Here is a 12,851-nt window from a genome sequence, read left to right as displayed (position 1 = left end):
GGATCCGATTCCCGGATCCGGGCCGAATGTCCGTTCCGATGCAGGTGGGAGCGCTCCGACACGCTCGCGCGCGGAAATTTTTCGGATCCGTTTCCGGCCGGGACGAGCCGGCGTCGGCGTCGCCTCGCAGGCGGACGCCCGCACCGGCCCGCCACGCCGTGCGCAGCGCCTCTACCTGCGGTGATGCCGTGTTCACCGAGGTGGTGGACGGTGCCCGCGGGGCCCGGCCGGACCGGGCCGGGGACGGCGATCAGGGCGCACTACCGCACGTGTTTTCGAGCCGAAACGGCGGGGGGTGGGTTCGCAATCGTCGTCCGGCGTGAGTACGGTCGCTATCGCCGCTGGTTAACCGGCGGATGAGACTGTTTGCCAACGATGAGACGGAGGAACCGTGGCCCTTCCCCAGCTGACCGACGAGCAGCGCGCCGCTGCTCTGGAGAAGGCGGCTGCTGCCCGTCGCGCCCGGGCTGAGCTCAAGGACCGCCTGAAGCGCGGCGGCACCGACCTCAAGCAGGTCCTGGCCGATGCCGAGAACGACGAGATCCTCGGCAAGATGAAGGTGTCCGCCCTGCTCGAGGCCCTGCCGAAGGTGGGCAAGGTCAAGGCGCAGGAAATCATGACCGAGCTCGAGATCGCCCCGACGCGTCGCCTGCGCGGCCTGGGTGACCGTCAGCGCAAGGCGCTGCTCGCCAGGTTCGACTTCGACGCCTGAGCGACCGGTGGTAGCTGACGCACACACCGTGTCGGACAGCGGTTCCACGACGCGGAGGGGCCGGCTGGTGGTGCTGGCCGGCCCCTCCGCCGTCGGGAAGTCGACCGTTGTCCGCCGGCTCCGCAGCCGGGTGCCCGACCTGCTGTTCAGCGTGTCGGCCACCACCCGCGATCCCCGGCCCGGCGAGGTGAACGGGGTGGACTACCACTTCGTCAGCCGCGACGACTTCGATCGGATGATCGAGTCCGGGGACCTGCTCGAGTGGGCCGAGATCCACGGCGGTCTGCAACGCTCGGGCACTCCCGCGGGGCCCGTGCGGGACGCGCTCGCCTCGGGGCGCCCCGTGCTCGTCGAGGTGGACCTCACCGGCGCCCGGTCCGTGCGCGCCGCCATGCCGGAGGCCGTGCTGGCCTTCCTGGCGCCGCCGAGCTGGGATGTGCTGGTCGCCCGCCTCACCGGCCGTGGCACCGAATCGGACGAGGTCGTCCGCCGCCGGCTCGAGACCGCCCGGACCGAACTCGACGCGCGCGACGAGTTCGACACGGTGATCGTGAACGAGGACGTCGACCGCGCGTGCGACGAATTGGTATCCTTGTTGGTCGGTCCCCGCGACGATCCCGCCGACCGTCCGCGGCCGATCACCACATCCCCGGCCTCGACCCCGAACCCCGGACCCCACCAGAGCTCCGGAACGACACAGGAGAATACCGAGTGAGCAGCACCCAAGCAGCCGTGTCCGACACCGCCGGGCACGACCTGCCGGCCTACGACACCCCGCTGGGCATCACCAACCCGCCCATCGACGAGCTGCTCGAGCGCACCTCCTCGAAGTACGCGCTGGTGATCTACGCGGCCAAGCGCGCCCGGCAGATCAACGACTACTACAACCAGCTCGGCGACGGCATTCTCGAGTACGTCGGCCCGCTCGTCGAGCCGGGCCTGCAGGAGAAGCCGCTGTCGATCGCGCTGCGGGAGATCCACGCAGACCTGCTCGAGCACGCCGAAGGCGAGTGAGCCAGCGCGCCGCGGGCACCGCGGACCACTCGGAATTCGGGCAGCGCCGCCGCGTCGTCATCGGCGTCGGCGGCGGCATCGCCGCGTACAAGGCCTGTGCGCTGATCCGCGCCTTCACCGAGAGCGGACACCACGTACGGGTCATCCCGACCGACTCGGCGCTCGAGTTCGTCGGCCGCGCCACCTTCGAGGCCCTGTCCGGCAACCCCGTGCACACCGGCGTGTTCGCCGACGTGCCGCAGGTGCCGCACGTGCGGCTCGGGCAGGAGGCCGACCTCGTCGTCGTCGCCCCCGCCACCGCCGACCTGATGGCCCGCGCCGCCCACGGCCGCGCCGACGACCTGCTCACCGCCACGCTGCTCACCGCGCGGTGCCCGGTCGTGTTCGCGCCGGCGATGCACACCGAGATGTGGGAACACCCCGCGACGGTGGACAACGTCGCCACCCTGCGCCGTCGCGGCGTCGTCGTCGTCGAGCCCGCCTCCGGCCGGCTCACCGGGCACGACACGGGCGCCGGCCGGCTGCCCGAGCCCGACGAGATCTTCGGCCTGGCGTCGCTGCTGCTCGAACGGCCCGACGCGTTGCCGCGGGACCTGACCGGCCGGCGCATCGTCGTCTCCGCCGGCGGCACCCGCGAACCGCTGGACCCGGTCCGGTTCCTCGGCAACCGCAGCTCCGGCAAGCAGGGCTACGCCCTCGCCCGGCTGGCCGCCCAGCGCGGCGCCGACGTCACCCTCGTCGCCGGGGCCGTGGCCGGCCTGGCCGACCCCGCCGCGGTGGACGTGGTGCGGGTGCAGACCGCCGCCCAGATGCAGGCCGCGGTCACCAAGCACGCCGCCGGCGCCGATGCGGTCGTCATGTCCGCGGCCGTCGCCGACTTCCGGCCCACCACCTTCGCCACCAGCAAGATCAAGAAGGGCCGGGGTGAGCCGGACGCGATCGCGCTGACCAAGAACGAGGACATCCTCGCCGGGCTGGTGACCGCCCGCGCCGAGGGCACGCTGCCGGCGAGCACCGTCATCGTCGGCTTCGCCGCCGAAACGGGCGACGCCGAGGGCGACGTCCTCACCCACGCCCGCGCCAAGCTGGCCCGCAAGGGCTGCGACCTGCTGGTCGTGAACGCCGTCGGCGACGGGAAGGCGTTCGAGGTCGACCACAACGACGGCTGGTTGCTGGCCGCGGACGGTTCCGAGACCGCCCTCGCGCACGGCTCCAAGGCGCTGATGGCCAGCCGTGTCCTCGACGCACTGCGGCCGCTGCTGGCGCCGGAACGTCCGTGAACCCCGGGGCGGCGCGCCCGTGACCCCCGGGGCGGCGCGCCCGTGACCCCCGGGGCGGCGCGCCCGTGAGCGAAAGTCTCGCGCCGGCGCGACCGGAACAGTAGCGTCGCCCATATCGTTGACATCAGTTCGTTCGTTCGAGCTAGACACAACCAGTCGAGAGGGAGTTCCGTGAGCAAGACCGGCGGTCGGCTTTTCACCAGTGAGTCCGTGACGGAGGGGCACCCGGACAAGATCTGTGACGCGATCAGCGACTCCGTCCTCGACGCGCTGCTCACCGAAGACCCTCGCGCCCGTGTCGCGGTCGAGACCCTCGTGACCACGGGGCAGGTGCACGTGGTCGGCGAGGTCACCACCTCGGCGTACGCGGACATCCCGAAGATCGTGCGCGACCGGGTCCTCGAGATCGGGTACGACTCGTCCTCGAAGGGTTTCGACGGCAACTCCTGCGGGGTGAACATCGCCATCGGCGCGCAGTCCCCGGAGATCGCCGGCGGCGTCGACGTCTCGCACGAGGCGCGTTCCGGGGTGCTCACCGACGACGAGGTGGCGCTGCAGGGCGCCGGCGACCAGGGCCTGATGTTCGGCTACGCCTGCTCGGACACCCCGGAACTGATGCCGCTGCCCATCGCGCTGGCGCACCGGCTCTCGCGCCGGCTCACCGAGGTCCGCAAGACCGGGGTGCTGCCGTACCTGCGGCCGGACGGCAAGACCCAGGTCACCATCGAGTACGACGGTGACCGGCCGGTGCGGCTGGACACGGTGGTGATCTCCACCCAGCACGCGGCGGACATCGACCTGAACAACCTGCTCACCCCGGATCTGCGCACCCACGTCGTCGAGGCGGTGCTGGCGGATCCGAGCCTGGCCGGGCTCGACACCGCCGAGGTGCGGCTGCTGGTGAACCCGTCCGGGTCGTTCGTGCTCGGCGGCCCGATGGGCGATGCGGGCCTGACCGGCCGCAAGATCATCGTCGACACCTACGGCGGCATGGCCCGTCACGGTGGCGGCGCGTTCTCGGGCAAGGACCCGTCGAAGGTGGACCGCTCGGCGGCCTACGCGATGCGCTGGGTGGCCAAGACCGCCGTGGCAGCGGGCCTGGCCGGCCGGCTCGAGGTGCAGGTGGCGTACGCGATCGGCAAGGCCGCCCCGGTGGGGCTGTTCGTCGAGACCTTCGGCACCGAGAAGACCGACCCGGCGCGGATCCAGCAGGCGATCACCGAGGTGTTCGATCTGCGGCCCGGCGCGATCATCCGGGACCTGGACCTGCTGCGTCCGATCTACGCGCAGACCGCCGCGTACGGGCACTTCGGCCGCACCGACATCGACCTGCCGTGGGAGAACACCGACCGGGCCGAGAAGCTGCGCGCCGCCGCCGGTCTGTAACCCGCCCCGTCAGGGGTCCGGGTGGCCACCGACAGGACCGCCGCCGAGACGGATCCGGTGGCGCGGATCCTGCCGCTGCTGCCGTTGCCGCATCTCGACCGCGAGTTCGACTATCTGATCCCGCGTGAGCTCGATGCCGAGGCGCGGGTGGGCGTGCGGGTGCGCGTCCGGTTCGCCGGCCGGCTCGTCGACGGCTTCCTGCTGGCCCGGGCCCCGAGCAGCGAGCACACCGGCCGGCTCGGCTGGCTCGACCGGATCGTCTCCCCGGAGGTCGTGCTGACCCCGGAGATCGCCGCCCTCGCCGACGCGGTCGCCGCCCGCTACGCCGGCACCCGCGCCGACGTGCTGCGGCTGGCGGTGCCGCCGCGGCACGCGCGGGTCGAGGCGGAGGACCCGCCGCCCGCCGCACCGCCCGCCGCGCCGGAGGTCGACCGGGCCGCCTGGGCCCGGTACCGGCACGGCGAGAACTTCCTCGACGCCCTCGCCGCCGGCCGCACCCCCCGCGCGGCCTGGCAGGCGCTGCCGGGGGAGGGCTGGCCCCGCCGCCTGGCCGAACTCGCCGCGTCGGTCGCCGCCACCGGGCACGCCGCGGTGCTCGTGGTACCCGATCAGCGCGACCTCGACCGGGTCGTGGCGGCCTGTACCGACCTCGCCGGCGCCGACTGCGTCGTCGGGCTCGCCGCAGGGCTCGGTCCGGCCGTGCGCTACCGGCGCTGGCTCGCCGCGTTGCGCGGCACCGCCCGCATCGTCGTCGGGACCCGGGCCGCGGTGTTCGCCCCCACCCCGGCCGTCGGGCTGATCGTGGTGTGGGACGACGGCGACGACCTGCACTCCGAGCCGCGCGCGCCGTACCCGCACGCGCGGGAGGTGGCGCTGCTGCGGGCCCATGCCGCCGGCGCCGCCGTCGTCCTGGCCGGGCACGCCCGCACCGCCGAGACCCAGGCCCTCGTCGACGCCGGGTGGGCCCACGACCTCGCCGCGCCCCGCGACGTCGTCCGGGCCTGCGCTCCGAAGATCACTGCGCTCGCCGACAGCGACCAGGCGCTCGCACGCGATCCCGCCGCCCGCGCCGCCCGCCTGCCGGCCATCGCGTTCGCCGCCGCCCGCGCCGCCCTGAAGGCCGACCGGGGGGTGCTGGTGCAGGTGCCACGCCGCGGCTACGTGCCCGCGCTGGCGTGCGCCAAGTGCCGGACCCCGGCCCGCTGCCGGCACTGCAACGGCCCGCTCGCGTTGCCGCAGGCGGCCGGCCCGGACGGCGCCGCGACGCCCGCCTGCCGGTGGTGCGGCATCACCGACGCCACCCATCGTTGCCACGCGTGCGGCGCCCGCGCGCTGCGCGCCGTCGTGGTCGGCGCCGGGCGCACCGCGGAGGAACTCGGCCGGGCCTTTCCCGGTGTCCCGGTGGTCACCTCCGGCGGGGCGGAGGTCAAGGCCACCGCCCCGGAGGGGCCTGCGCTCGTCGTCGCCACCGTGGGTGCCGAGCCCGTCACCGCCGGCGGGTACGGCGCGGCGCTGCTGCTCGACGGGTGGGCGCTGCTCGGCCGCGCGGACCTGCGGGCCGCCGAGGAGACGATGCGCCGCTGGCTCACCGCGTCGTCGCTGGTGCGGCCCTTCGCCGACGGCGGCCAGGTCGTCGTCGTGGCCGACTCCGGCATTCCCACCGTGCAGGCGCTGGTGCGGTGGGACCCGATCGGGCACGCGCAGTCCCAGCTCGCCGAGCGCGCCGAGGTCGGTTTCCCGCCCGCGGTGCACATGGCCGCGGTCGACGGCACCGCGGCCGCGGTCGCCGACCTGCTGGCCGCCGCGACGCTGCCGCCGGAGGCGGAGGTGCTCGGTCCGGTGGCGTTGCCGCCGGGGGAGCGGTTACCGTTCGGGGCCGACGATCCCGAGCCGGACGAGGTGCAGCGCATGGTGATCCGGGTGCCGCGCGGTCGGGGCCTCGCCCTCGGCCGGGCGTTGCGCGAGGCGCAGGCCGCCCGCAGTGCCCGCCGTGGTGAGGGCGCGCTGCGGGTGCAGATCGATCCGCTGCGCATCGGGTGACGGCCGTCGTCTCTCCCGGCCGGGACGGTGCGCGCCGGCTGTGTCCCGCCCGGCCGGGTGCCCCGAGAGGGCGAGGACCCTGCCGTGCGACAGGACGGCAGAACCGCCCGCCACCTGCAGAAAGACGGCATGCCGCGAGAGGGCGACTGTGTCACGATAAATCACAGGGGCAGGGTCGATCCTGGTGAACCGAACCAGTGGCGGACGGTGCGGACCGGCACGGGCGGACCGGAAGGGAGGGGCCGTGAACGGCACACGCAGGATCGTTGCAGCGCTGGCCGGTGCGGCGGCCGTGGCCGCCGTGTCCGTCACCGGCGCGGGCGCCGCGCCCTCGGGATCGACAGCGTTCGTGCCCGTCACCCCGGGCCCCGTCGCCACCACGCATGCCCAGGCCGCCGGCTACGCCGAAGACCACCCCGGGGCGGCGCCGGCGCGGTCGAACGACTTCGGGTGCGTGCCCGCCCCGGACCATCCGCGGCCGGTGGTCCTCGCCCACGGCACCGACTCCAACTCCTACTCGGACTGGGCCGCGGTCGCCCCGATGCTCGCCGACGCCGGCTGGTGCGTCTTCGCTCTCGACTACGGAAAGGCCGACGGTGCCGACGACTACGGCACCGGGGACATCCGGGTCAGCGCCGCGCAGCTCGGCGGGTTCGTCGAGCGTGTGCGCGCCGACACCGGCGCCGACAAGGTCGATCTCCTCGGCTACTCGCAGGGCGCCACCGTCGCGCGGTACTACGTCAACCGCCTCGGCGGATCGGCCGTCGTGGACCGCTGGGTGGGCGTGGCCTCGCCGAGCTACGGTGGCACCTTCTACGGGCTCGGCACCGCGGCCGTGGCCGCTCCCGGCGCCACCGACGCGGTCGAGGACTTCTTCTCGGTGGCCCTCGCGCAGCAACTGCAGGGTTCGGAACTGCTCACCGAACTCAACACCCCGGTCGACACCGTTCCCGGCGTCCGCTACACCACCATCGGATCCCGCGTCGACGAGGTCATCCAGCCGTCCACCAACGTGGCGCTGCGCGGACCCGGGGCGGTCAACCTGATGATCCAGGACCTGTGCCCACCGGATCAGACCGGGCACTTCAACATGGTGTACGACCCGTTCTCGCTCACCGTGATCCGGCACGCGCTCGCCCCTGAGCGGTACGCCCTCGGCGAGTGCGTCCCGGTGCCGCTCGGCACGGGCATCCCCGAACTGATCATCGAGAGCAACTCCTGACCCGATCCGCCCCCGGGGCGTGCCCGGTGCCCCGATCATGGGTATGCGGGCGGCACGAGCCCCTGCGGACGACGGTCACCGGCGCCCGGGACAGCGCGCCGAAGGGAGGTAGCGGTGAACCCCCCTCGCTTCCGGGACGCGCTCTCGCGGTGATGCGGGCGCCGCAGCTGGTGTCGCCGCGCCAGTACCTCCGGGTGGCCGCGCGGTGCGTGTACCTCGCTGCGCTGATCGGCACCGTCGTCACGATGGGCATCCCCGCCGACCGGGTGTACCAGGCGGCCTGGATCGTCGCCGGGCTGATCGCCTTCGCGATCGACCGGCCGTGGCGCGGGCACGTGCGCGTCGTCGTCGACTGGCTGCCCCTGGTCGCGGCGCTCGTGGTCTACGACCACACCCGCGGCATCGCCGACGAACTCGGCCTGCCCGTGCGGGTACACGAACCGGTCGCCGTGGAGAGCTGGCTGTTCGGCGGCACGGTCCCGACGGTGTGGCTGCAGGAACGCCTGCTCGGCGCGGACGGGGAGCGGCCCGGCTGGACCATGATCACCGCCGTCGTCTACACCAGCCATTTTCTCGTGCCGTGGTTGCTCGCGGCCCTGCTGTACCTGTACTCGCGGTCACGCTGGGCCGGGTACATGCGACGGGTGCTGCTCCTGTCGTACTTCGGACTGATCACCTACATCCTCGTGCCGGCGGCCCCACCGTGGTACGCCTCCGAGGTGGGCGTGCTGCCGGACGGCGTCGGGCGGGTCACCGGCTTCGGTTTCGGGGTGGTGCCGATCGACGTCGGCACCCGATGGCTGGAGGCGCAGGGCAACCCGGTCGCCGCGCTGCCGTCGCTGCACTCGGCGTTCGCGCTGCTCGTGGCGGTCGCCCTGTGGCCGATAGCGCGGCGCGGCTGGATGCGGGCGCTGCTGGTGGCGTTCCCGCTCGCCATGGCCTTCACGCTCGTCTACGGCGGCGAACACTACGTGGTCGACGTGCTGCTCGGCTGGGGCTACGTCGGTTTCGCCGCGCTGGCCGCCCGGGCCTGGGAGGCGCGCCGCGGAGCGCGGCTCGCCCCGCAGATCAGTCCACCTGCTCGAGCGGCATCGCCAACGTCACCCAGTCGTGCAGGCCACCGCGGTAGTACGCCAGCGAGGACGCCGGATATCCCGCCTCGAGCAGCTCCCGGATCGCCATCGGGGACTGCGGGCACTGCGGGCCGTTGCAGAACAGGATCGACACCCGGGACGGATCGAGCCGGTCCCGCAGCTCCGTGATCCGGCCGTGCGGCAGGTTGACCGCGCCCGGAATGGACCTGCCCTTGCGCGAGTCCGGGACACGGGTGTCGACGAGCACGGCTCCGTTCGCGACCAGCTCCGTCAGTTCCAGCTCACCGACGGTCACCACCCCGGGCGCGCACTGCAGCGGCTGCAGCTCGCCCCACGTGGTGTCCACCAGGACCACGTCCTGCTCCTGCGCCGCCGGCCAGGGCACGCCCGCGGGGTCCGCCGAGCGCACACGGGGGGACCGTGCCATCCGTTCTCGCGTCTCTGCCATCGGCTCAGCCTATCGACGCTGCACGGCGGTTGCCGGGATTCGTCACGTCCGGCCCGACCCCTCGGGTTCGCGGACGGCTGTCACCGCCCGCAGGCCCGGTCCCTAGACTGAGGGCACCATTCGTCGTCGAGATCCGGGAGCAGCATTCGTGAACAGTTCGGTCGGCCCAGCGCAGTCCGCCTCCCGGGGCCGGGGCCTCGCTCCTCGCGCGCGGACGGGCCGCTGACGTGCGGCTGGTGTTCGCCGGGACCCCCGAACCGGCCGTACCGTCGCTGCGCCGCCTGCTCGACTCGCCGCGCCACGAGGTGGTCGCGGTGGTGACCCGGCCCGACACCACCGCCGGCCGCGGGCGGCGTGTCGTCCGCTCGGCCGTGGGGCGGCTCGCCGACGACCACGGCATCGAGGTCCTCACCCCGGAGCGGCCGCGCGACCCCGACTTCGTGGCCCGGCTGACCGAACTCGCCCCCGACTGCTGCCCGGTCGTCGCCTACGGCGCGCTCATCCCGCAACCGGTGCTCGACATCCCGAAGTTCGGCTGGGTGAATCTGCACTTCTCGCTGCTGCCCGCGTGGCGCGGCGCCGCGCCCGTGCAGGCCGCGCTCGCCGCGGGGGACGAGGTGACCGGCGCGAGCACGTTCCGGCTCGAGGAGGGCCTGGACACCGGCCCGGTCTACGGGGTGGTCACCGAGACGATCCGGCCCGCCGACACGGCGGGGGATCTGCTCGCCCGGCTCGCCGATTCCGGTGCCGCGCTCCTCGAATCGACTCTCGACGGTCTCGAGGACGGGGTGCTCACGGCCGTGCCGCAGCCCACGGACGGCGTCTCGCACGCCCCCAAGGTCACGGTCGAGTCGGCCCGCGTGAGCTGGGACCGGCCCGCGCACCTCGTGGACCGCCACATCCGTTCGGTCACGCCCGCACCCGGTGCCTGGACGATGATCGGCGACCTGCGCGTCAAGCTCGGGCCCGTGACCGGCACCGAGGAGACCCTCGCGCCCGGGCAGATCCTGGCCCGCAAGGACGGTGTCCTCGTCGGCACCGGCAGCACCGCCGTGCGGCTCGGGCAGGTCCAGCCGCCCGGCAAGAAGACGATGGCGGCCGCGGACTGGGTTCGCGGCGCCCGGCTCGACCCGGAGGTACGCGCCCAGTGACCGAGTCCCGACGCCCCGCCCGCCGCTCGCGCCGCGGACCCGGCGACCGCAACAACAAGCCTCGGCAGGCCCGCCGGCCGTCCCCCGCGGAGGCCGGCCTCGACCAGGCCCGTCTCGCCGCCCGCGACGTGCTGCGCGCGGTCCGGGAGCGCGACGCCTACGCCAACCTGGTGCTGCCGGCGCTGCTGCGGGAGCGGCGTCTCGACGGTCGCGACGCCGCCCTGGCCACCGAGCTGACGTACGGCGCCGCCCGCGCCCAGGGTCTGCTCGACGCCGTGATCGCCGCGTGCGCCAACCGGCCCGTCACCGAGATCGACGGGGCGCTGCTGGACACCCTGCGGCTGGGCACGTACCAGCTGCTGCGCACCCGCATCGCCCCGCACGCGGCCGTCGCGACGAGCGTCGACATCGTCCGCAGCGAATTCGGCCACGGCAAGTCCGGATTCGTCAATGCGGTGCTGCGGCGCGTCGCGGAGAAGCCCGAGGAACAGTGGATCGTCGAGCTCGCCCCCGACCCGGCTCGTGACCCCGTGGGACACCTGGCATTCCGGTATGCGCATCCGGAGTGGATCGCGAAGGCCTTCGCGGTCGCGCTCGGTCCCGACGCCGGGGAGCTCGAGGAGGTGCTCGCGGCGGACGACGCCCGGCCGGTGGTGCACCTGGTGGCTCGTCCGGGGGTGATCACCGCGGAGGAGCTCGCGCTGGCCACCGGCGGGGAGATCGGCCCCTGGTCGCCCTACGCCGTGCATCTCGACGGCGGCGGCGACCCCGGCAAGCTCGACCCCGTGCGCGAGGGCATGGCCGGCGTGCAGGACGAGGGCAGCCAGCTGGTGGCGCGGGCGCTCACGCTCGCCCCGCTCGACGGACCCGACCACGGCCGGTGGCTGGACCTGTGTGCCGGTCCCGGCGGCAAGGCCGCCCTGCTCGGCGCGCTGGCGGACATCGACGGCTTCACCGTCGACGCCGTCGAGCCGGTCGAGCACCGCGCCGAGCTGATCCGCAAGGCCACCCGCGGCCTCCCGGTCACGGTGCACGTCGCCGACGGTCGCGATCCCGGCCTCGGGTCCGGCTACGACCGCATCCTGGTCGACGCGCCGTGCACCGGGCTGGGCGCCCTGCGGCGCCGGCCCGAATCGCGGTGGCGTCGCAGCCCCGGCGACGTCGCCGAGCTGGTGCGGCTGCAGAAACAGCTCCTCGCCTCGGCGATCGGCCTGCTGCGGCCCGGCGGCGTGGTGCTGTACGCGACGTGCTCCCCGCACACCTCCGAGACCCTCGCCGTCGTCGCCGACGCCGTCCGTCGGCACCAGGTCGAGCAGCTCGACACGCGCGAGCTCGTGCCCGGCGTGCCGCGTCTCGGCGACGGCCCGTCCGTGCAACTGTGGCCGCACCGGCACGGCACCGACGCGATGTTCATGGCCGCGCTGCGCACACCGGCGGGCTGATCCGCGAGCCTGTGGCGCGAACGCCGGAAGAATCGGTCCGCGCTCGGATACGGTCGGACGCAACCCGGCCGCTCCCTGCAGGAGGCACGTCGTGCCCGACATCGTCACCCTGACCATGAACCCGGCGCTCGACGTGACCACCTACACCGCCGAGGTGCGGCCCACCAGCAAACTGCGCTGCGAGGCGCCGCGGCTCGAGGCCGGGGGAGGCGGGATCAACGTCGCGAAGGTCGCCGGGGTGCTCGGCGTGTCGGCCGGGGCGGTGTATCCGGCCGGCGGTCCGACCGGGGATACGCTCTCGGCGCTGCTGGCCGCCGGGGGTGTCGACAGCCGGCGCATCGACATCGACGGCATGACCCGCGAGTCGTTCACGGCGATCGAACGCAGCACCGGCCACGAGTACCGGTTCGTGCTGCCCGGCCCGGAGCTGAGCGTGGAGGACCAGGAACGGTGCCTGGACCTGCTCGTCGAGACCGCCACCGGCGCACGGTACGTCGTCGCCAGCGGCAGCCTTCCGCCGGGCGTGCCGGGCGAGTTCGTCCAGCGCGTGGCCGACGCCGCCACCGACGCCGGTGCGCGCTTCGTCCTCGACTCGTCGGGGGACGCACTGCGCCGCATCAAGTCGGGCGTGCACCTGGTCAAGCCGAGCCTGCGGGAGCTGCGCGAATGGGTGGGCCGGGAACTGCGCACCCCGCACGAACAGGCCGCGGCCGCCCACGAACTCGTCGACGCCGGCGTCGCCGAGGTCGTGGTGGTGTCCCTCGGGCCGGAGGGGGCGCTGCTCGTCTCCGCCGACACCACTGCCCGGCTGAAGGCCCTGGACGTGCCCGTGCGCAGCGCCGTGGGCGCCGGCGACAGCATGGTCGCCGGGCTGGTCGTGGGCCTGCTGCGGGGCCGCTCGCTGCGCGACGCCCTGGCGCTCGGCATCGCGGCGGGCTCGGCGGCCCTGCTCACCCCGGGCAGTCAGGTCTGCCGCCGCGACGACGTCGAGCGGTTCGACGTCCTCGCGCGGCAGCGGTGACGCCCCGAGCGACCGGATCGTTCCCCCCGTCAGGGCGGTCC

Annotated in this window: 11 protein-coding genes and 1 pseudogene; 11 read left to right on the top strand and 1 reads right to left on the bottom strand. The window is 74.1% G+C overall.

All coding sequences use genetic code 11. The features are described from left to right. Positions 1 to 391 precede the first annotated feature (391 nt). The 8 genes and pseudogenes from mihF to JYA75_RS29130 form a co-directional block, all read left to right on the top strand. Positions 392 to 712 carry an integration host factor, actinobacterial type gene (mihF, locus tag JYA75_RS18770; RefSeq protein WP_003935409.1) on the top strand — a complete coding sequence of 107 codons (321 nt, stop codon included), beginning with the start codon at positions 392 to 394 and terminating at the stop codon, positions 710 to 712. Between the two features lie 67 nt (positions 713 to 779). Continuing rightward, entirely contained in the window at positions 780 to 1,427 is a 648-nt protein-coding gene (gene gmk / locus JYA75_RS18765; protein ID WP_050035209.1) for a guanylate kinase, read from the top strand. Beyond that, entirely contained in the window at positions 1,424 to 1,726 is a 303-nt protein-coding gene (gene rpoZ, locus JYA75_RS18760; RefSeq protein ID WP_003935406.1) for a DNA-directed RNA polymerase subunit omega, read from the top strand. The genes gmk and rpoZ overlap by 4 nt, the downstream gene beginning before the upstream one ends. Beyond that, positions 1,723 to 3,006, top strand: a complete 1,284-nt coding sequence (coaBC, locus tag JYA75_RS18755; protein ID WP_050035210.1) for a bifunctional phosphopantothenoylcysteine decarboxylase/phosphopantothenate--cysteine ligase CoaBC — start codon at positions 1,723 to 1,725, stop codon at positions 3,004 to 3,006. Before rpoZ ends, coaBC begins: the two co-directional genes overlap by 4 nt. Before the next feature lie 171 nt (positions 3,007 to 3,177). Then, entirely contained in the window at positions 3,178 to 4,392 is a 1,215-nt protein-coding gene (gene metK / locus JYA75_RS18750; RefSeq protein WP_006937654.1) for a methionine adenosyltransferase, read from the top strand. A gap of 21 nt (positions 4,393 to 4,413) precedes the next feature. Continuing rightward, entirely contained in the window at positions 4,414 to 6,432 is a 2,019-nt protein-coding gene (locus JYA75_RS18745; protein WP_203329242.1) for a primosomal protein N', read from the top strand. A 244-nt stretch (positions 6,433 to 6,676) separates the two neighbouring features. Beyond that, entirely contained in the window at positions 6,677 to 7,654 is a 978-nt protein-coding gene (locus JYA75_RS18740) for an alpha/beta fold hydrolase (RefSeq protein WP_006937662.1), read from the top strand. Positions 7,655 to 7,806: 152 nt separating this feature from the next. Further along, a pseudogene (locus JYA75_RS29130) lies at positions 7,807 to 8,685 on the top strand (phosphatase PAP2 family protein); the annotation flags it as partial. Positions 8,686 to 8,722: 37 nt separating this feature from the next. On the opposite strand, the gene JYA75_RS28870 reads toward JYA75_RS29130, so the two are convergent. Next, on the bottom strand, positions 8,723 to 9,133 hold the full coding sequence (locus tag JYA75_RS28870) for a rhodanese-like domain-containing protein (RefSeq protein ID WP_230304554.1): 411 nt from the start codon (positions 9,131 to 9,133) through the stop codon (positions 8,723 to 8,725). 290 nt (positions 9,134 to 9,423) lie between these two features. Between JYA75_RS28870 and fmt the strand changes: the two genes are divergently transcribed. From fmt to JYA75_RS18720, 3 genes are all read left to right on the top strand, one after another. Then, entirely contained in the window at positions 9,424 to 10,347 is a 924-nt protein-coding gene (fmt, locus tag JYA75_RS18730) for a methionyl-tRNA formyltransferase (RefSeq protein WP_006937666.1), read from the top strand. After that, positions 10,344 to 11,789, top strand: coding sequence for a transcription antitermination factor NusB (locus JYA75_RS18725; RefSeq protein WP_006937668.1), 1,446 nt, complete (start codon positions 10,344 to 10,346; stop codon positions 11,787 to 11,789). Before fmt ends, JYA75_RS18725 begins: the two co-directional genes overlap by 4 nt. Before the next feature lie 91 nt (positions 11,790 to 11,880). Further along, entirely contained in the window at positions 11,881 to 12,810 is a 930-nt protein-coding gene (locus JYA75_RS18720; protein WP_006937670.1) for a 1-phosphofructokinase family hexose kinase, read from the top strand. Positions 12,811 to 12,851 lie beyond the last annotated feature (41 nt).

Source organism: Rhodococcus sp. PSBB066, from assembly GCF_017068255.1.
Classification (GTDB): domain Bacteria; phylum Actinomycetota; class Actinomycetes; order Mycobacteriales; family Mycobacteriaceae; genus Rhodococcus; species Rhodococcus aetherivorans.
This window is presented reverse-complemented; position numbering and strand designations above follow the sequence as displayed.